19 protein-coding genes and 1 pseudogene are annotated in these 19,648 nt (G+C 65.7%); 16 read left to right on the forward strand and 4 right to left on the reverse strand.

The window, feature by feature from the left end:
• The first annotated feature begins 49 nt into the window (after positions 1–49).
• Complete coding sequence (locus ACSQ22_RS07430; protein ID WP_121420860.1) at positions 50–304, forward strand: DUF1653 domain-containing protein; 255 nt, start codon at positions 50–52, stop codon at positions 302–304.
• An 11-nt stretch (positions 305–315) separates the two neighbouring features.
• On the opposite strand, the gene ACSQ22_RS07435 is transcribed toward ACSQ22_RS07430, so the two are convergent.
• Both ACSQ22_RS07435 and ACSQ22_RS07440 read right to left on the reverse strand, forming a co-directional pair.
• A complete protein-coding gene (locus tag ACSQ22_RS07435) occupies positions 316–1,431 on the reverse strand; it encodes an ATP-binding protein (protein WP_436129899.1) in 1,116 nt (371 codons plus the stop codon).
• Positions 1,419–2,147 (reverse strand): response regulator, encoded by a 729-nt coding sequence (locus ACSQ22_RS07440; protein ID WP_121505659.1) that lies wholly within the window; start codon positions 2,145–2,147, stop codon positions 1,419–1,421. The genes ACSQ22_RS07435 and ACSQ22_RS07440 overlap by 13 nt, the downstream gene beginning before the upstream one ends.
• A 237-nt stretch (positions 2,148–2,384) precedes the next feature.
• Between ACSQ22_RS07440 and ACSQ22_RS07445 the strand changes: the two genes are divergently transcribed.
• The 3 genes and pseudogenes from ACSQ22_RS07445 (at position 2,385) to ACSQ22_RS07455 (ending at position 3,368) form a co-directional block, all read left to right on the forward strand.
• Positions 2,385–2,729, forward strand: a complete 345-nt coding sequence (locus tag ACSQ22_RS07445; protein WP_436129900.1) for a hypothetical protein — start codon at positions 2,385–2,387, stop codon at positions 2,727–2,729.
• A gap of 15 nt (positions 2,730–2,744) precedes the next feature.
• Positions 2,745–2,798 (forward strand): annotated as a pseudogene (locus ACSQ22_RS07450) (hypothetical protein); the annotation flags it as partial.
• Positions 2,778–3,368 carry a hypothetical protein gene (locus ACSQ22_RS07455; RefSeq protein WP_436129938.1) on the forward strand — a complete coding sequence of 197 codons (591 nt, stop codon included), beginning with the start codon at positions 2,778–2,780 and terminating at the stop codon, positions 3,366–3,368. The pseudogene ACSQ22_RS07450 and the gene ACSQ22_RS07455, both read left to right, overlap by 21 nt.
• 258 nt (positions 3,369–3,626) lie before the next feature.
• Here ACSQ22_RS07455 and purN read toward each other — a convergent pair whose 3' ends face one another.
• Positions 3,627–4,208: a phosphoribosylglycinamide formyltransferase gene (gene purN, locus ACSQ22_RS07460; RefSeq protein WP_431150247.1), complete on the reverse strand. Its 582-nt coding sequence runs from the start codon at positions 4,206–4,208 to the stop codon at positions 3,627–3,629.
• Positions 4,209–4,491: 283 nt separating this feature from the next.
• Here purN and ACSQ22_RS07465 point away from each other — a divergent pair, with 283 nt between their 5' ends.
• The 4 genes from ACSQ22_RS07465 to ACSQ22_RS07480 all read left to right on the forward strand — a co-directional run bounded on the left by ACSQ22_RS07465 (position 4,492) and on the right by ACSQ22_RS07480 (position 9,040).
• Entirely contained in the window at positions 4,492–5,202 is a 711-nt protein-coding gene (locus tag ACSQ22_RS07465) for a YceH family protein (RefSeq protein WP_121420865.1), read from the forward strand.
• A 45-nt stretch (positions 5,203–5,247) separates the two neighbouring features.
• The gene (locus tag ACSQ22_RS07470; RefSeq protein ID WP_436129901.1) at positions 5,248–6,429 is read left to right on the forward strand and encodes an acyl-CoA dehydrogenase family protein; all 1,182 of its coding nucleotides are present in this window, start codon (positions 5,248–5,250) and stop codon (positions 6,427–6,429) included.
• 12 nt (positions 6,430–6,441) lie between these two features.
• Positions 6,442–7,557 (forward strand): acyl-CoA dehydrogenase family protein, encoded by a 1,116-nt coding sequence (locus ACSQ22_RS07475; protein ID WP_436129902.1) that lies wholly within the window; start codon positions 6,442–6,444, stop codon positions 7,555–7,557.
• An 88-nt stretch (positions 7,558–7,645) separates the two neighbouring features.
• Positions 7,646–9,040 (forward strand): alpha/beta fold hydrolase, encoded by a 1,395-nt coding sequence (locus ACSQ22_RS07480; protein ID WP_436129903.1) that lies wholly within the window; start codon positions 7,646–7,648, stop codon positions 9,038–9,040.
• 413 nt (positions 9,041–9,453) lie between these two features.
• Here the strand turns inward: ACSQ22_RS07480 and ACSQ22_RS07485 are convergent, their stop codons facing one another.
• A complete protein-coding gene (locus tag ACSQ22_RS07485) occupies positions 9,454–10,011 on the reverse strand; it encodes an HNH endonuclease (RefSeq protein ID WP_055401504.1) in 558 nt (185 codons plus the stop codon).
• A gap of 167 nt (positions 10,012–10,178) precedes the next feature.
• Between ACSQ22_RS07485 and ACSQ22_RS07490 the strand changes: the two genes are divergently transcribed.
• The 8 genes from ACSQ22_RS07490 (at position 10,179) to ACSQ22_RS07525 (ending at position 19,641) form a co-directional block, all read left to right on the forward strand.
• A complete protein-coding gene (locus tag ACSQ22_RS07490) occupies positions 10,179–11,228 on the forward strand; it encodes a bifunctional riboflavin kinase/FAD synthetase (protein WP_436129904.1) in 1,050 nt (349 codons plus the stop codon).
• Between the two features lie 109 nt (positions 11,229–11,337).
• On the forward strand, positions 11,338–14,217 hold the full coding sequence (gene ileS / locus ACSQ22_RS07495) for an isoleucine--tRNA ligase (protein WP_436129905.1): 2,880 nt from the start codon (positions 11,338–11,340) through the stop codon (positions 14,215–14,217).
• Positions 14,217–14,720: a signal peptidase II gene (lspA, locus tag ACSQ22_RS07500; protein ID WP_436129906.1), complete on the forward strand. Its 504-nt coding sequence runs from the start codon at positions 14,217–14,219 to the stop codon at positions 14,718–14,720. The genes ileS and lspA overlap by 1 nt, the downstream gene beginning before the upstream one ends.
• 160 nt (positions 14,721–14,880) lie before the next feature.
• Entirely contained in the window at positions 14,881–15,900 is a 1,020-nt protein-coding gene (locus ACSQ22_RS07505) for a LacI family DNA-binding transcriptional regulator (RefSeq protein ID WP_436129907.1), read from the forward strand.
• A gap of 17 nt (positions 15,901–15,917) precedes the next feature.
• A complete protein-coding gene (locus ACSQ22_RS07510; protein ID WP_306554223.1) occupies positions 15,918–16,931 on the forward strand; it encodes an ABC transporter substrate-binding protein in 1,014 nt (337 codons plus the stop codon).
• 25 nt (positions 16,932–16,956) lie between these two features.
• On the forward strand, positions 16,957–17,784 hold the full coding sequence (locus ACSQ22_RS07515) for an ABC transporter permease subunit (RefSeq protein ID WP_436129908.1): 828 nt from the start codon (positions 16,957–16,959) through the stop codon (positions 17,782–17,784).
• An 8-nt stretch (positions 17,785–17,792) separates the two neighbouring features.
• Positions 17,793–18,590: an ABC transporter permease gene (locus ACSQ22_RS07520; RefSeq protein WP_121420874.1), complete on the forward strand. Its 798-nt coding sequence runs from the start codon at positions 17,793–17,795 to the stop codon at positions 18,588–18,590.
• A complete protein-coding gene (locus ACSQ22_RS07525) occupies positions 18,580–19,641 on the forward strand; it encodes an ABC transporter ATP-binding protein (protein ID WP_436129909.1) in 1,062 nt (353 codons plus the stop codon). Before ACSQ22_RS07520 ends, ACSQ22_RS07525 begins: the two co-directional genes overlap by 11 nt.
• Positions 19,642–19,648 lie beyond the last annotated feature (7 nt).

Below are 19,648 nucleotides of genomic sequence, written 5' to 3' on the forward strand. Positions count from 1 at the left end.
GTTGTTTTCAACCGCCATCCTAACCACTCACGACCCCGCACCCACCACCATGACCGACGACGACCTGCCAGCACTCATTCGCACACCACCCGGCCTGTACCGCCACTACAAGGGCATGCTCTACGAGGTGATTGATACCGTGCGCCACAGCGAAACGCTGGAGCCCATGACGCTGTACCGCGCGCTCTATGGCCAGCGTGGGCTGTGGGTGCGACCCGCCGCCATGTTTGAAGAGCAGGTGCTCGTTGACGGTGTGATGCGGCCACGGTTTGAGAAATGCGGGGATGAAACCCCAGCGGGTTGAGCCCGGTGGGCTCACGCCGCAGTGCGCGGAAAAATGGCTGCTGCCACCAAACCACCACCCGCAGCATTGCGCAAGGCCAGCCTCCCTCCGTGCCGCCGCACGATATCGCTGGCAATGGTGAGCCCCAGCCCGGCCCCGCCACTCTGGCGGTTGCGCGAGGCCTCGACGCGGTAAAACGGCTCCATGACCCGCTCCAGCTCTTCGGCAGGCAAACCGGGGCCATGGTCGCGCACCTCGATGGTCAGCGCATCAACCGCATCGTGCAGCGTGACCTCGGCGCTGCCGCCGTAGCGAATCGCGTTGCCCACCAGGTTGTCCAGACAGCGCCGCAGCGCCACGGCCTGCACCCGCAGCGGGGCCGCCTGCCCCGCCACCGTGACCCGATGGCCCATGGCGAGCTGGTCGTCGGCCATGCTGTCCGCCAGGGCCTGCGCATCCAGCAGCACCCAGGCCTCGGCGCCGGCCACGCCGCGCAGGTAGTCCAGCGTGGAGGTGATCATGGCGTCCATCTCTGCAATGTCGCGGCGAAACAGCTGCTGGGCGTGGCTATCGTCCAGGCATTCGGTGCGCAGGCGCAGCCGGGTCAGCGGCGTGCGCAGGTCATGCGACACCGCCGCCACAAACCGGTCGCGCTCGGCCAATTGCTGTCGGATGCGCGCCTGCATCTGGTTGAACACACGGCTGGCGTCGCGGCATTCCAGCGTGCCGTCCTCGGGCAGCGGGGGCCGGTCGATATCGCGGCCCAACTCTTGCGCCGCCGTGGCCAGCCGGTGCATGGGGCGCGACAGCCAGCGTGCCGCCCACCAGGCCACGGCCACCAGCGCCGCCAGCCGCACGCTGATGTCGAGCAGCAGCCCCAGTTGCAGCGATGGCGGGGCATTCCACAAGCCCTGCTCTGGCCCCGGCGGCGGCAACCGCAAAGAGTGCCCATCGGCTGCCACCCCGAGGGGCTGCGGGCCAGGCGGGTGCCCGGGGTGCGCGGGGCGCAGTTCAAACATCAAAGTCAGCGCCAGCACATGGCTCACGATGACGGCCACGATAAGCAGCAGAGCGAGCCGGCCAAAAAGGGTGTCAGGCAGCCAGCGCTGCAGCGCCGCACGCCAGCGCGCAACCATCAATGCGGCCATCCCACCTGCCCCTGCAGCGACTGCACGTTGAACACGTAACCAGCGCCCCGCACAGTGCGGATCATCGAGGGCGAGCGCGGGTCGTCCGAGAGCTTGCTGCGCAGGCGCGAGACCAGCAGATCGATGCTGCGCTCGAACGCATCCATGGCCCGGCCTCGCGCCTGCTCCATGAGCTGGTCGCGGCTGAAAATGCGGCGCGGCATGCGCAAGAAGGTGCAGAGCAGGCGAAATTCGGCGTTGGACAGCGGCACCACCACACCCTGTGGGGATACCAGGTGCCGCTCGATGCTGTGCAGGGTCCAGCCATCAAAGCGCACCAGCCCGTCGGGCTCCTGGCGGGCCGGGGCGCTCTCGCCGCGCGTGCGGCGCAGCACGGTCTGGATGCGGGCCACCAGCTCGCGCGGCTCGAAGGGTTTGCCCATGTAGTCGTCAGCCCCCATCTCCAGCCCCAGCACGCAGTCGTAGGGGTTTGCGCGGGCGGTGAGCATGATGATCGGCACCCGGGATCGTTCACGCAGCTCCCGCGCGAGGGTGATGCCGTCGGTGCCGGGCAGCATCACATCCAGCACCACCAAGCCGATGGGGTGCGCGAGCATCTGCGCGCGCATCGACGCCGCATCACACGCCGCGTGGGCGGCGTGGCCAAAGCGGGCGAGGTATTCGGTGAGCAGTGTGGTGATCTCCACATCGTCGTCCACCACCAGGATGTGTTGCATGGGCTCTGTCGTGCAAAAGAACACCCAAGTTTAGGCAGCTACAAACCACCGCTGGCGACGATCTGGCGGGCATTTCCGCCATTGTTCAGTCCTTGTGGACGCCCTTTGTATCGACCTTGGTACAAAGCAGACAAACCCCGGAGACACGCACAACCAAGAATGGTTACGGGCCATGGCTGAGGGCTTCCGTTTTGGGGGACCAGGCACCGACCCACCCTTGGAGCGAAAGGAACGACGATGACGACCATCAGTAGCGTCAGCAGTCCCTGGTCCAGTGCAAGTGTGCAGCGGGCATCACGCCCGGCGCCCACGCCGGAGCGGCTGCTGTCCAAAATCGATACCGACGGCAACGGCGGCGTGAGTGACACAGAACTGCAGGGCCTTCTGGACGATGTGGCCAAAAAATCCGGCGTCAGCAGCCAGACCAGCGCTGCAGACCTGGTCAAGCGGTACGACAGCAATGGGGACGGCAACCTCAACGCTGATGAGCTGGGCAAGACGATGCAAAGCGTGTTGCCCCCGCCACCGTCCACCATGGCTTTTGCCCAGTCGCGGGGCGACAGCGACACCGCCACCGGCTAGGCGGGCGACGACCTCTTTAGCAAGGTGGACAGCGACGGCGATGGCGCCGTGAGCAAGACCGAGCTGCAGGCCCTGCTGGAGGCGATGTCGGGCGGCACGGCGAGCCAAGCGGGCGTCAGCAGTGACGACGTGTTCAGCCAACTGGATGCAGACGGCGACGGCGGCCTGACCCAAGCCGAATTCGACGCGGGCCGCCCTTCCGGCGCGGCGGGTGAAGCAGGCGGCGGCATGCAGGCCATGGGCGGCATGCCAGCGCCACCCGGAGGCCCAGGTGGTGCAAGTGCTTCCGCCGACAGCACCACCACCTACGACGCCCTGGACACCAACAAGGATGGTGAGGTCTCGCTGACAGAACGGCTGGCTGGCAGCCCCAGCAGCGTGGAGCAGGACGCGATCACCGCGCTGTTCAACGCCATCGACACCGATGGCGACGCCAGCATCAGCGCCAGCGAATCCAAGACTTTCATCGACCAGTTGACCAGCCAGCTCCAGCAGCCCCCCAGCCAGGCATCAACATCGGACACCAGCCAACGCAACGACCTGGCGCGGCTGGCCGACTTTGCGCGCCAGCAGTACGCAATGGCAGCCAATGACTGGAATTCGCCCGCCATCACCGGCAGCCTGAGCGCAATGGCCTGATCAAAAGGAAGGGGCTGGCTTGCCACCAGCCGCAGGTTTTCTGGCCACGCGGTGCGATTCGCCCGTCAGTTGACGAGCTGCGTGCGCCGGGATCTTGGAGCCATCCGGCAGCAGAAAATATGAACAAAAATAGGCTCTATCGCTTCATGGACAAGCGCAGTTAGCTACAAATTTAATAGCAAAAAAATATACCCACTGAGCTCACCAAGGCCTGTGGGGGGCGAAAGCCGAACGCTCCCAAACCGATCAGCCTGTGGACTACAAGGCCTGAATCAGCGCCCGCACGGCCCGGGGGTAGATCACGTGTTCCTGCGTGAGCACACGGGCTGAGAGCGTCTCGGCCGTGTCGCCCGGCAGCACCGGCACCACAGCCTGGTCCAGGATGGGGCCCACATCCAGCTCGGCCGTCACCTGGTGCACTGTCACGCCCGCAAATTTGCAGCCCGCATCAATCGCGCGCTGGTGCGTGTGCAGCCCGGTAAAGGCGGGCAGCAGCGAGGGGTGGATATTGATGAGCCGCCCCGCGTAGTGCGCCACAAACCCGGGCGTCAGGATGCGCATGAACCCGGCCAGCACCACCAGGGCGGGCTGGTGGCGGTCGATGGTGGCGGCCAGCTCGGCATCAAACGCCTCGCGGCTGGCAAAGGCCTTGTGGTCCAGCGCCTCGGCAGCGATGCCCTGCTCCCGCGCAAACACCAGCCCGGCGGCATCGGGCTTGTTGCTGATGACGGCCGCGACGCGGGCGCCGTAGCGCTGCTCCCAGTGCTCCTGTTGTGCGGTACGCACGATGGTGGCCATGTTGGAGCCGCCGCCAGAGATCAGAATGACGATGTTCTTCATAAATTGCCACGGATTATCTAGGAGGCTGTCGAGCATGGGGTTGGCTCTGCGCCACCGCCTGGGGGTGCCAGGCAAGGCGCGGGTGAGGCCGTGTGGCCCAGCCACACAACGAACCCGCAACGCAGCATGGCGGCCCCAGGCGGCGGCCCGAAGGGTTGTGCGACATAGCACGCAGGCGGCGTTGCCCATGCTCGCTGCACAGCCAGTGCAGCTTGCGCTGGGCGCCTAGCCTGCATACTCTGTCGCACAACACAGCGCCAACCCCAAGCCCGACAGCCTCCTCATGCCCTTCGATCCCGCCACCCGCCCCCTCACCCCCTACGAAGCCCGCGTGCTCGCCACGCTGATGGAGAAGGCCCGCACCGTGCCCGACAGCTACCCCATGTCGCTCAACGGCCTGGTCACCGGTTGCAACCAGAAAACCAGCCGCGACCCGGTGATGAACCTGAGTGACGCCGAGGCGCAGGAAGCCCTGGATTCGCTCAAGCTGCTGACGCTGGCGTTTGAGAGCAGCGGCAACCGCACCACACGCTGGGAACACAACTTTCAGCGCGGCGTGGGCGTGCCCGAGCAGTCGGCCGTGCTGCTGGGCCTGCTCATGCTGCGCGGCCCGCAGACGGCGGGTGAACTGCGCATCAACGCCGAGCGCTGGTACCGCTTTGCCGACATTTCGTCGGTCGAAGCTTTTCTGGACGAGCTGCAGGAGCGCAGCGCCGAAAAGGGCGGCCCGCTGGTCGTGCAGTTGCCTCGCGCGCCGGGTGCCCGCGAGCAGCGTTGGGCGCATCTGATGTGTGGGCCTGTAGACACCAGCGCCGGTGTGTCAGCCCCCAGCAGTGGCGGCGGTGGCAGCACCGGCACGTCTGCCGCACTGCAAGCGCGGGTGGACGCACTGGAGACCGAGGTGGCCAACCTGCGCACCACGGTGCAGCGGCTGTGTTCTGAACTGGGCATTTCCCCAGACTCCGCGCCGATGTCGCCACCCGGACAGGACTAAAACGAACGACCGTGCTACAAATGCGGATCACTTGGAGACAAACCGATGGATCTCGCATTCACCCCCGAAGAACAGGCGTTCCGCGAAGAAATTCGCGCCTGGGTTCAAGCTAATCTACCGAAAGAAATTTCGCACAAGGTCCACAACGCCCTGCGCCTGACCCGCGACGATCTGCAGGGCTGGGCCAAGATCCTGGGCAAGAAAGGCTGGCTGGGCTTCGGCTGGCCCAAGGAGTTTGGCGGCCCCGGCTGGACGGCCGTGCAAAAGCACCTGTTTGAAGAAGAATGCGCCCTGGCCGGTGCGCCCCGTATCGTGCCGTTTGGCCCGGTGATGGTGGCCCCGGTGATCATGGCGTTTGGCAACGCCGAGCAGCAAAAGCGCTTCTTGCCCGGAATCGCAAGCGGCGAAGTCTGGTGGAGCCAGGGCTACAGCGAACCCGGCTCGGGCTCGGACTTGGCATCGGTCAAGACCCGCGCCGAGCGCGTGGGCGACAAATACATCGTCAACGGCCAAAAGACCTGGACCACCCTGGGCCAGCATGGCGACTGGATGTTCAACCTGGTGCGCACCAGCACCGAGGGCAAGCCCCAGACCGGCATCTCCTTCCTGCTGCTCGACATGAAGTCCAAGGGCGTCACCGTACGCCCCATCAAGCTGCTGGACGGCGAGTGCGAGGTGAACGAAGTGTTCTTCGACAACGTCGAAGTGCCCGCCGAAAACCTGATCGGCGAAGAGAACAAGGGCTGGACCTACGCCAAGCACCTGCTGAGCCACGAACGCACCAACATCGCCGACGTGAACCGCAGCAAGCGCGAGCTGGAGCGCTTGAAGCGCATCGCCAAGACCGAAGGCGTGTGGGATGACCTGCGCTTCCGCGACCAGATCGCACTGCTCGAAGTGGACATCGTTGCGCTGGAAATGCTGGTGCTGCGCGTGCTGTCGGCCGAGAAGTCGGGCAAGAACTCGCTCGACATCGCGGGTCTGCTCAAGATCAAGGGCAGCGAGATCCAGCAGCGCTACGCCGAGCTGATGATGCTGGGCGCCGGCCCCTTTGCCATGCCCTTCATCGAAGAGGCCATGGAAGCTGGCTGGCAGGGCAACTTCCCCGGCGGCGTCACTGCCAACGCGCCGCTGGCGTCCACCTACTTCAACCTGCGCAAAACCACCATCTACGGTGGCAGCAATGAAGTTCAACGCAACATCGTCGCGCAGACGGTTCTGGGCTAAGGAGACAAGAACATGGATTTCGATTTTTCTGACGACCAGGAACAACTGCGCGACGCCGTGCGCAAGTGGGTGGACAAGGGCTACACGTTCGAGCGCCGCCGCGCCGCCGTGGCCGCCGGTGGTTTTGACCGCGCCGCCTGGAACGAACTGGCCGAGCTGGGCCTGACGGCCCTCACCGTGCCCGAAGCGCACGACGGCATGGGCCAGGGCGCCATCGATGCCATGGTGGTGGCCGAGGAACTGGGCCGTGGCATCGTTCTGGAGCCCATCGCCCAGGCCTTCATGGCCAGCAGCGTGCTGTCGCACTACGCACCGGCCAACGTGCAATCGGCTTGGCTGCCCCGCGTGGCCAGTGGTGAAGCCCTGGTGGTACTGGCCCAGCAGGAGCGCAAGGCGCGATACCGCCTGGATGTTTGCGAGGCAAAAGCGGCCCCAGCGCAAGATGGATATGCACTGACAGCTATCAAAAGCGTAGTAGCTGCCGGCGACAAGGCCGATGCGTTCATCGTGCCTGCCCAACTGGACGGCAAGATCGCCCTCTTCCTGGTCGAGCGCACCGCCACTGGCGTGACCACCCAAGGCTACGTCACACAAGACGGCAGCCGCGCCGCCGAGGTGAAGTTCACCAACGCCCCCGCCACGCTCATCACCACCGACGGCCTCGCCGCGCTGGAACTGGCGGTGGACACCGGCATCGCCGCCACCTGCGCCGAAGCCGTGGGCGTGATGGACAAGACCGTGGCCATCACCGTCGAATACATGAACCAGCGCAAGCAGTTTGGCGTGTTCATTGCCAGCTTCCAGGCGCTGCGCCACCGCGTGGCCGACATGAAGATGCAGCTGGAACTGGCCCGCTCGATGAGCTATTACGCCAGCCTCAAGCTGGGCGCCCCTGCCGCAGAGCGCCGCGCCGCCATGGCGCGCGCCAAGGTGCAACTGGGTCAATCGATGCGCTTTGTCGGCCAGCAGGCCGTGCAACTGCATGGTGGCATCGGCGTGACGGACGAGTACATCGTGAGCCACTATTTCAAGAAGCTCACCCAGCTGGAAGTGGCCTTTGGCGACACGCTGCACCATCTGGGCGAAGTGTCCGCCCGCATGCAAGACACTGCAGGCGTGTTTGCCTGATGTGAACTGACGCAGCCATGTAACGCTCGCATGCCATGCTCGTGGATTCACCGATCCACGGGCATTTTTTCTTGTCGGAGACACCTTCATGAACAACAAATTCTGGCTGCAACGCCGATCTCTTCTGCTGGCAACCGCTGCAGCAGCTACCCTGGCCCTGGCCGGTTGCGCCACCAAGGGTCCCAGCCTGGCCGAAGCGCCGCCCATCGTCTTTGTGCACGGCAACGGCGACACCGCCGCACTGTGGCAAACCACCGTATGGCGGTTTGAATCGAACGGCTGGCCGCGCGAACGCCTGCACGCCATTGACGTGTCCTACCCCCTGTCGCGTGATGAAGACGCCAAACCCCAGGCGGGCCGCACCTCGGCCGCAGAGCACATGGCCTACCTCAAGGCCGAAGTGGACAAGGTGCTCAAGGCCACGGGTGCAAGCCAAGTGGTATTGGTGGGCAACTCGCGCGGCGGCAACGCCATCCGCAACTACATCTACAACGGCGGCGGCGACAAGACGGTGAGCCACGCGATCCTCGGCGGCACGCCCAACCACGGCGTGTGGGCGATACCGGGGTTCCGAGAAGGCAACGAGTTCTCGGGCACGGGCCCTTTCCTCAAAGCGCTGAATGCTCCCAAGAACGCGGCGGGCGACGAGGTGAGCGGCCCCGTGAAATGGATGACGATCCGCTCGGACAACAACGACAAGTTCGCCCAGCCCGACGGTCTGTGGATAGGCCAGAAAGGCAAGCCCACCTACGTGACCGCCGCAGGCCCCGAACTCAAGGGCGCCACCAACGTGGTGATTCCGCGCATCGACCACCGCGAGACGTCGTACTCCCCCGCTGCGTTTGAAGCCACCTACAGCTTCATCACCGGCAAGGCACCACAGGTCACCACCATTGCGGCTGAAAAGCAGGTGGTGCTCAACGGCAAGGTCACCGGCCTGGGCGTGGACCCGGCCGACCCCAAAACCGGCAACTTCAGCAACAACCTGCCCCTGGCGGGCGCGCAGCTGGAGGTGTATGCCACCGACCCCGCCACGGGCGCCCGCGCGGGCAATGCCTTGCTGCGCAAGACCGTGGGTGTGGATGGCCAATGGGGACCGCTGACGGTGCCCAACGGCTCGCCCGTCGAGTTCGTGATCAGCGCACCCGGCTATGCCACCACCCACATCTACCGCAGCGGCTTTCCACGCAGCAGCAACCTCATCCACCTGCGCGCAGAACGCATGGCCGATGCCGACAAAAGCGCCGAGAGCGTGGTGACACTGACCCGCCCGCGCGGCTACCTGGACCCGGCACGCGACAAGATGCTGCTGGATGGCGCAGCACCTGCTGGTGTGCCCGCTGGGGCAGGTGTTGCATCTGCCAAGGTCAAGCCCGCGGGGGGCGTGCGCAGCATTGCGGGTGAATTCAATGGCGAACGCGTGGTGGGACAGACCTGGCCCGCTGCCAGCGGCCATCTGGTGTTTCTCGAACTGACTTACTGATGGAATAGGCGTTGCTCGGTGCCTGAGCTCCGTGCAGCACACCACCAAGAGCGGTCAAGACGGCCCCGATGGCTAGGCGCTCCGTCGCAGACAGTACGTAGGGCCTGTCAACCCTCTTTTCGGGGTCGCGAAGGCCCTTGCGGGCGTGCCAATCTAGGCGCGCGACGCAGCGTGCGCTCTTGCACACGTAAGGAGCGGAACGACGAGTGGCGCGCCCGCAGGGGCCTTCCCTTCGGGTTGCCCGGCCTGGGGGCCGTCTGCGGCGTTGCCCGCGCTTGCAAGGTGCCTACCTTGCTGCGCACAGGCGCCTTGCATCCCACCCCCAGGTTGGGCAACGCGATCCCCGAAAAGAGGGTTGGCAGGCCCTCACGGCAAGACGGAGCAACAACGCCAGTGGGGGCGTATTGGCCGCTCTACGCCAAAAGACGCGAGGACTTGGGGACGTGGGCCATCAGGAACTCCATCTGATCGGCCAGGATGCGCCGGTTACGCAGGATGAAGTCCTCCCACAGACTCGGCACATAGGGCGCATACAGCAGCGGCATGTGTGCCTGCTCTGGAGTGCGGGGGCCCTTGCGGTGGTTGCAGGGGCGGCACGCCGTGACCACGTTCATCCAGTGGTCCTGGCCGTTGCGGGCAAACGGCACGATGTGCTCGCGCGTCAGGTCTTCCTCATGAAAATGCCCGCCGCAGTAGGCGCACACATTGCGGTCGCGGGCAAAGAGCTTGCTGTTGGTCAGGCTGGGCTTCAGCTCGAACGGATTGATGCTGGGCACGCCCTTGGTGCCGATGATGCTGTTGATGGCGATCACCGATTGCTCACCCGAGATGGCGTTGTGCCCGCCCCGGAACCGGGCAATCTGTGCACCAGACTCCCAGCGCACTTCCCCGGCGGCGTAATGAATCACCGCCTGCTCCAGCGAAATCCACGATTGGGGCAGCCCTTGGGCTGACAGCTTCAAGACCTTCAAAACACGCCTCCTGGAACACAAAGTACACAAGAATCGGAACGCAGATGTCTCGCGGGCAGCCCTGCGCGGGGCCAGCCGTGGGTCACAATATACTCCGTTTTCATGACAAATTGGCGTCCTGCGCTTGATGGACTTGCGCATGCTGCTATCAAAAAGATAACAAACCGATGAAGATCTTTCGCGGCTTCCACCACCCTGGCATTGCCAATGCCTGTGCGCTGACCATCGGCAATTTCGATGGTGTGCACCGGGGCCACCAGGCCATGTTGGCCTTGCTGAACAGCGAGGCTGCACACAGGGGCGTGGAAAGCTGCGTGCTGACGTTCGAGCCCCACCCCCGCGACTACTTCGCGGGCGCCCACCACAAGCCCGAGCTGGCACCCGCACGCATCGGCACCCTGCGCGACAAGCTCACCGAACTGGCCCGCTGCGGTGTGCAGCAGACCGTGGTGCTGCCGTTTGACGCGCGGCTGGCCGCCCAGTCGCCCGACGCTTTCATCGACGAGGTGCTGGTGCGTGGCCTGGGGGCCCGGTACGTGCTGGTGGGCGACGATTTCCGCTTTGGCCGCCAGCGAGCCGGCGACTACGCCATGCTGGACGCGGCCGGGCAAGCCAAGGGCTTCGACGTAGCGCGCATGAACAGCTACGAGGTGCATGGGCTGCGCGTGTCCAGTTCCGCCGTGCGCCAGGCGCTGGCCGCAGGCGACATGGAAGCCGCGGCACGCCTGCTGGGACGGCCCTACACCATCAGCGGCCATGTGGTGCATGGCCGCAAGCTCGGGCGCGAACTGGGTGCTACCGCCGCCGGTGCAGGCGACGGCTTTCGCACCCTGAACCTGCGCTTTGCCCACTGGAAGCCTGCCGCCAGCGGCATCTTTGCCGTGCTGGTGCATGGCCTTGCCACCGAGCCATTGCCAGGGGTGGCCAACCTGGGCGTGCGCCCCTCGCTGGACCCGAACGACGTCAACGGCGGGCGCGTGCTGCTGGAAACCCATTGCCTGCATTGGCCCGCCGATCTGGGGCCCGGGGGGGCGTACGGTAAAATCGTGCGCGTGGAACTGCTACACAAACTGCACGACGAGCTGAAATACGACGGTCTGGATGCCTTGACGAAGGGCATCGCCAAAGACTGCGCCGACGCGCGTGCCTACTTTGCCTCGGCCCAGGCACCCAACCACACCGAAACCCGGCGCCAGACCACCCGCGACCGAATTTGAGGGAGCTGCTTCTCGCAGCGCCCGCCTGACGGGCCCGCCATCCTTCGCGCTCCAACCCCGTTCTTGCTCCGGGCCTTGCCCCGGAATGCCCCGTTTTTAAGGCTCCCTCATGTCCGACGACAACGCCAGCACTCCTTCCACGGATTACCGCAGCACCCTCAACCTGCCCGACACCTCCTTCCCCATGCGTGGCGACCTGCCCAAGCGCGAGCCGGGCTGGGTCAAGGACTGGGAAGACCAGGGCATCTACAAGCGCCTGCGGGATGCCCGTCGGGGTGCGCCCAAGTTCATCCTGCACGACGGCCCGCCCTACGCCAACGGCCAGATCCACATGGGCCACGCGGTCAACAAGATCCTCAAGGACATGATCACCAAAGCGCGCCAGCTCGAAGGCTTTGACGCGCTGTACGTGCCTGGCTGGGACTGCCACGGTCTGCCGATCGAGAACGCCATCGAGAAGAAACACGGCCGCAACCTGAGCCGCGACGACATGCAGGCCAAGAGCCGCGCGTTTGCCACCGAGCAGATCGCGCAGCAGATGGTGGACTTCAAGCGCCTGGGCGTGCTGGGCGAATGGGATCACCCCTACAAGACCATGAACCCCGCCAACGAGGCGGGCGAAATCCGCGCCTTCAAGCGCGTGATGGAGCGTGGCTTCGTGTACCGAGGCCTCAAGCCCGTGTACTGGTGTTTTGACTGCGGCTCGTCGCTGGCCGAGTTCGAAATCGAATACCAGGACAAGAAGAGCACCACGCTGGACGTGGCCTTCAAGTCGCACGACCCGGCCAAGCTGGCAGCCGCCTTTGGCCTGCCAGCATTGGCCAAGGATGCGTTTGTGGTCATCTGGACCACCACTGCCTGGACCATCCCTGCCAACCAGGCGCTGAACCTGAACCCCGAGATCAGCTACGCGCTGGTGGACACGGGCGAGCGCATCCTGCTCGTGGCCGAGCCGCTGGTGGCCTCGTGCCTGGAGCGCTACGGCCTCACCGGCAGCGTGCTGGCCTCCACCCTGGGCAAGAACCTGGGCGACCTGGAATTCGAACACCCGCTGTACGACGTGGCCAGCGAGGACGGCAGCTTTGGCTACCGCCGCCTTTCGCCCGTGTACCTGGCCGACTACGCCACGGCCGACGACGGCACGGGTATCGTGCACTCCTCGCCCGCCTATGGTCTGGAAGACTTCAACTCCTGCCGCGCGCATGGCATGGCGCTCGACGACATCCTGAACCCCGTGCAGGGCAACGGCACCTACGCGGCCGACTTCCCGCTGTTCGGCGGCCAGCACATCTGGAAGGCCGTGCCCGTGATCATCGAAGCCTTGCGCAACGCAGGCCGCCTGATGACCACCAAGGACATCACACACAGCTACCCGCACTGCTGGCGCCACAAGACGCCGGTGATCTACCGCGCCGCCGCACAGTGGTTCGTGCGCATGGACGAGGGCGAAGGCGTGTTCACCCAGCCCGGCATGAAGCCCGCCAAGACGCTGCGCCAGATCGCGCTCGACGCGATCGAACACACCAGCTTCTACCCCGAGAACGGCAAGGCCCGCCTGCACGACATGATCGCCGGGCGGCCCGACTGGTGCATCTCGCGCCAGCGCAGCTGGGGCGTGCCCATCCCGTTCTTCCTGCACAAGGATTCGGGCGAACTGCACCCGCGCACCATGGAAATCATGGACCAGGCCGCCGACATCGTGGAAAAGGGCGGTATCGAGGCCTGGAGCCGCGTGACGACCGAAGAAATCCTGGGTGCGGCTGACGCGCCCCACTACACCAAGAGCACCGACATCCTCGAAGTGTGGTTCGACTCCGGCTCCACCTTCAGCCATGTGCTGCGCGGCACGCACCCCGAGGTGCACCACGACACGGGCCCCGAGGCCGACCTGTACCTCGAAGGCCATGACCAGCACCGCGGCTGGTTCCACAGTTCGCTGCTGCTGGCATCGGCGCTGGAAGGCCGCGCGCCCTATCGCGGCCTGCTGACCCATGGCTTCACCGTGGACAGCCAGGGGCGCAAGATGAGCAAGTCGCTGGGCAACGGCATCGACCCGCAAGAAATCAACAAGAAGCTGGGCGCCGAGATCATCCGCCTGTGGGTGGCCGCCAGCGACTACTCGGGCGACATCGCAGGCGACGAGAAGATCCTGGCGCGTGTGGTGGACGCCTACCGCCGCATCCGCAACACACTGCGCTTCCTGCTGGCCAACGTGAGCGATTTCGACCCGGCCAAGGACGCTGTGCCGTTCGACCAGATGCTGGAGATCGACCGCTACGCGCTCACCCGCGCATCCGAGTTCCAGGCCGAGGTGCTGGCGCACTACAAGGTGTACGAGTTCCACCCCGTGGTGGCCAAGCTGCAGCTGTACTGCTCGGAAGACCTGGGCGGGTTCTACCTGGACGTACTCAAGGACCGCCTCTACACCACGGCGCCCAAGAGCCTGGCCCGCCGCAGCGCGCAGACCGCGCTCTACAACATCACGCACGCCATGCTGCGCTGGATGGCGCCGTTCCTGTCGTTCACGGCCGAAGAGGCGTGGAAGGTGTTCGGTACTTCCGACTCCATCTTCCTGGAGACTTACGGCAACGTGGCAGGCGTGGGTGCCGGTGCCGACGAAGGCCTGCTGGCCAAGTGGTCGCGCATCCGCGAGATCCGCGATGCGGTGAACAAGGAGATCGAAGCGCTGCGCGCCGATGGCAAGGTGGGCTCGTCCCTGCAGGCCACCGTTACCCTCACGGCGGCGCCCGAAGACCATGCGCTGCTGGCCAGCCTGGGCGATGACCTCAAGTTCGTGTTCATCACATCTGCTATTGAATTGGTAGCTGGTAGCGCATTACAGATAAGCGTCAAGCCCAGTTCTGATGCCAAATGCGAGCGCTGCTGGCACTACCGCAGCGATGTAGGGCAGGACGCCGCCCACCCGACGATCTGCGGCCGCTGCACCAGCAACCTCTACGGCGACGGCGAGAGCCGGGAGCACGCCTGATGGACCGCACATTGCAGGCCGGGCGTTCCGGCGCGAGCATGTGGCCCTGGCTGGCCTGGGCTGTGGTGCTTGTGGTGGTCGACCAGATCACAAAGACCCTGATCCTCAACCACTACCAGTTGGGCGATTCCACGTTCATCACCAGCTTCTTCAACATCGTGCGGGCGCACAACACGGGTGCTGCGTTTTCGTTCCTGTCGGACGCGGGGGGCTGGCAACGGTGGCTGTTCACCGGCATCGGCGTGGCAGCCACGATCTTCATCGTGTGGCAGCTGCGTGCCCACCCGGGGCAAAAGCTCTTCGGCTTCGCGCTGTCGAGCATTCTGGGCGGCGCGGTGGGCAACGTGGTGGACCGGCTGATGCACGGCTATGTCGTGGACTTTCTGGACTTCCATGTGAGCGGCCGGCACTTTCCGGCGTTCAACGTGGCGGACTCGGCCATCACGCTGGGGGCAGCGTGTCTCATTCTGGATGAGCTGCTTCGCGTGCGGCGCGAGCGCTGACGCCACCGGCATCCCCCGTGCAAGCCTTGCAACAGCCCGCCTCGTGCGGGCTGTTTGCTTTGTAGCGCCAGTTGCTCTTGCCGCATGCCGTGTCATGCGCATGTCACGGTCAGCGGTTGCAATGTAAACGTTTACATCAAATGTATTGCACCAAACTGCCATGAGCATTCTGGAAGTCGCCCGCGAGGCCGGTGTGTCGGTTGCCACCGTGTCGCGTGTTTTCAACGTGCCTGACAAAGTGGCCCCGGCCACGCGCGAGCATGTGGAGAACATCGCCCGCACCCTGGGCTATCTGCCCAACGCCAGCGCGCGCACCTTGCGCACCCAGCGCAGCCGTGTGCTGGGCGTTGTGTTGCCCACACTCACCAACCCCGTGTTTGCCGAATGCCTGGAAGGCATTGCCCAGGCCGCCGTAGCGGGTGGCTACGCCATCTCGCCGTTCACCACCGACTACCGCCTGGACCAGGAAGACCGCGCGGTGAACCTGCTGCTGGCGGGCAACGTAGACGGGATGATCCTGGTGGTTTCGAACCCCGCCACCTCCACCGCACTGCAGCGGCTGGCCGAGGTGGGTCTGCCCTATGTGCTGGCCTACAACCACCACCCCGATCACCCCTGCGTGTCGGTGAACAGCGAGCTGGCTGTGGCCGACGTGGTGACCCATCTGGCCACGCTGGGGCACCGCCGCATCGCCATGGTCAGCGGGCTGCTCAGCGCCTCTGACCGTGCGCAACAACGCTGCCGGGGCTACGCGCGCGGCATGGAGCAGGCAGGCCTGCGGGCCCAGCCTGTGTTGCAGGTGCCCTTCGTGGCCGCTGCGCCAGAGGTGCTGGGCGAAGCCCTGAACAGCCAAGTCCGCCCCACGGCCCTGGTGTGCTCCAACGACCTGCTGGCCATCCGCAGCATCCGCGCCGCGCACCTGGCGGGACTGGCGGTGCCGCGCGACCTGAGCGTCGTGGGCTTCGACGGCATTGCGCTGGGGCAAGACCTCACTCCGCAACTGAGCACCGTGGTGCAACCCAATGCCGACATCGGCCGCCACAGCGTGGAGCTGCTGGCCCAGGCCGTGGCCAGTGGCAACCCGCTGGGGCCCGACATGGGTCTGACGCTGGCGCACCAGTTCCGCGCTGGCGAGTCCTGCGCACCGCCCGCCTCTTCCCTTGTTCCTCCCCTCACCTGAACCCAAGGAGCTGATCCATGAAAACAACCCTGAAAAACTTCACCCGCGCCACGCTGCTGGCCTGGGGCCTGGCCGCCGGTGCCACTGCCATGGCGCAAAACGCCATCTGCTACAACTGCCCGCCCGAATGGGCCGACTGGGGCAGCCAGATCAAGGCCATCAAGGCCAAGACCGGCATTACCGTGCCACCAGACAACAAGAACTCCGGCCAATCGCTGGCCCAGCTGGTGGCAGAAAAAGCCAGCCCCGTGGCGGATGTGACCTACCTGGGCGTGACCTTCGCCATCCAGGCGCAAAAGGACGGCGTGGTGGCCGCCTACAAGCCCGCAGCATGGGCCGAGATTCCCGATGGCCTGAAGGACCCGGCAGGCCACTGGTTCACCATCCATTCCGGCACCCTGGGCTTCATGGTCAATGTGGATGCACTCAAGGGCAAGCCCGTACCGCAGTCCTGGGCGGACCTGCTCAAGCCCGACTACAAGGGCCTCATCGGCTACCTGGACCCGGCATCGGCATTCGTGGGCTATGTGGGCGCTGTGGCAGTGAACCAGGCGCGCGGCGGCACGCTGGACAACTTCGGCCCTGGCATCGACTACTTCAAGGCGCTGCAGAAGAACGAGCCCATCGTTCCCAAGCAAACGTCTTACGCCCGCGTACTGTCGGGCGAGATCGCGATCCTGCTGGACTACGACTTCAACGCCTACCGCGCCAAGTACAAGGACAAGGCCAATGTGCAGTTTGTGATCCCCACCGAAGGCACGGTGGTGGTGCCCTACGTGATGAGCCTGGTGGCCAATGCGCCGCACGCCGACAACGGCAAGAAGGTGCTGGACTTTGTGCTGTCCGACGAAGGCCAGGCGCTGTGGGCCAATGCCTACCTGCGCCCCGTGCGCGCCAGCGCCATGTCGAAGGAAGTGCAGGCCCGCTTCCTGCCTGCCAGCGAATACGCGCGTGCCAAAACGGTGGACTACAGCAAGATGGCCGCAGTGCAGAAGGCCTTCTCGGACCGCTACCTGAAAGAAGCCCAGTAAGCCGGGGCGAGCTGGAGAGATGCACATGCGCCAGAACAGCTTTGCTCCATCCCGCGCGCTGCTGCTGGCGTGTACCGCACCTGCCGTGGCATTCTTTGCAGCGTTCTGGCTGCTGCCCATCGTGCAGCTGATTGCGCTGCCCGCCAGCAAGGGCTGGGAGACCTACTTGGTGGTGCTCACCCACCCGCGCTACCTGCAAAGCCTGCTGCAGACACTGGGGCTGTCCCTGGCGGTGACGCTGGCCACCCTGGTGCTGGGCGCGGCCGTGGGCATCACGCTGGCGCGGCACCGTTTTACAGGGCGGCAGCTGCTGCTGTCGCTGCTGACGTTGCCGCTGTCGTTTCCGGGCGTGATCATCGGGTTTTTCATGATCTTGCTCGGTGGCCGCCAAGGCGTGGTGGCGGACCTGACGGACGCGCTGGGCCTGGGTCGCATCACGTTTGCCTACGGCCTGGCCGGGCTGTTCCTGGCCTATCTGTACTTCTCGCTGCCACGGGCCGTTGCGACCTACACAGCGGCGGCCGAGGCCATGGATGCGGCACTGGAAGAAGCCGCCCGCTCGCTGGGCGCGCCGCGCTGGCGGGTGGTGCGCGACGTGTGGGTGCCCGAACTCGCGCCCACCACGCTGTCGTGCGGGGCCATTGTGTTCGCCACGGCCATGGGCGCGTTTGGCACCGCGTTCACGCTGTCCAGCAAGTTCGAGGTGCTGCCCATCACCATCTACAACGAGTTCACCAACTACGCCAACTTCGCACTGGCCGCCAGCCTGTCGATCACCCTGGGGCTCATCACCTGGGTGGTGCTGTGGCTGTCCCGCCGTGTTGCGGGCCCGGCACCGGCTGCCGGGGCGTAACCACCACCATGCGCACGACCCAACAAGCCTCCTTCCCCCTGCTGGCGCTCACGGCGCTGGTGGCGGCGTTCATGCTCGCCCCCATCGCGCTGTCGGTGATGGCGGGGCTCGTCAACAACTACAGCACTGGCATTTCCAGCGGGCTCACCACACGATGGCTGCACGAGGTGTGGGACCTGTACGGTGGCACCGTGGGCTGGTCGCTGGGCCTTGCGCTGCTGTGTGTGCTGGGCAACCTGCTGCTGGGCGTTCCCTGCGCGTATGCGCTGGCACGCAGCCGCTCGCGCGCCGCACGCCTGTTTGAAGAACTGCTGACCTTGCCAGTGGCCGTGCCCGGCCTGGCCAGCGCGCTGGCCTTGATCCTGGCCTACGGCACGCTGCAAGGCTTTCGCACCAGCTTTGCGTTCATCCTGGTGGGGCACATGGTGTTCACCCTGCCGTTCATGGTGCGCACCGTGGGCGCTGCATTCCAGCGCAAGGAACTGCTCTCGCTTGAAGAAGCGGCACGCTCGCTGGGTGCCAGCTTCGGGCAGCGCTTTCTGGGTGTGCTGGTGCCCGCCGTGTTGCCCGCCATCGTGGCGGGCAGCCTGATGGTGTTCACGCTGTCGGTGGGCGAATTCAACCTCACATGGATGCTGCACACCCCGCTGACCCGCACCCTGCCCGTGGGCCTGGCCGACAGCTATGCGTCCATGCGCATCGAGATCGGCTCCGCTTACACGCTGGTCTTTCTTATCGTCATCCTGCCCGTGCTGTGGGGCCTGCAGGCCGTCGGCACCCTGATCGAAAAACACCATGGAACTTGAACGCACGCGCGTGGAGATAAACCAATGCGCCAAAACCTACCCTGATGGCACGCGGGGCCTGCGGCCGACCGACCTCACTGTGGAGCCCGGCGAGGTCGTCGCCTTGCTGGGGCCATCGGGCTGCGGCAAGACCACACTGCTGCGCCTGATTGCCGGGCTGGAGGCGCCCGATGAAGGCAGCCGCATTGCCTTTGGCGGCACCGACGTGACGCGCCTGCCCATCGAGCAGCGTGGCATCGGCATGGTGTTCCAGCACTACGCCCTGTTCCCGCAAATGACGGTGGCAGCCAACATCGGCTACGGCCTCAAGATCCGCAACGTGCCCGAGGCCGAGCGCCGCCGCACCGTGGGCGAGCTGGTGGACCTGGTGCGCCTGCAAGGGTTGGAGCACAAGCACCCCGCTGAACTCTCCGGCGGGCAACGCCAGCGTGTGGCCCTGGCCCGCGCCGTGGCGGTGCGCCCCCGCGTGCTGCTGCTGGACGAGCCCTTGACCGCGCTGGATGCCAAGCTCAAGGAGTCTCTGCGCGACGAGCTGGCCGACCTGCTGCGGCGCCTGCACATCACCGCCATCCATGTCACCCACGACCAGCAGGAAGCCCTGGCCATTGCCGACCGCCTGGCGGTGATGCACGCGGGCCAGATCGTGCAGGTGGGCGATGGCGAGACGCTGTACCGCGCGCCCACCCACCCCTTTGTGGCGCAGTTTCTGGGCCGCGTGAACCGGCTCCAGCGGGACGCCGCCGCAAGCGCCCAGGCCGTGTTGATGCTGGGTGGGCTGCCTCTGCCCTGCCCTGCCGCCGTGCAGGCCCACACGGCCTTGCTCGTGCGGCCTGAAGACATCGAGGTGTCGGCCCTTCAAACTGGCTGGGGTCAGGCCGAAGTCACGCGCCGCAGCTTTCTGGGCGACCGCGTGCAACTGGTTCTGACCCTGGCCGACCAGCCCCCGCTGATGGCCGATGTGCCGCGCGACCACCCCGCCCGCACGGGCGACACCGTGGGCGTGCGCATCGCCCCCGAGCGCCTCATGCCCTGCCACGAAACCAGCGACTGACCCAGCC

Source organism: Acidovorax sp. LjRoot38, assembly GCF_964252975.1.
GTDB lineage: Bacteria > Pseudomonadota > Gammaproteobacteria > Burkholderiales > Burkholderiaceae_C > Acidovorax > Acidovorax facilis.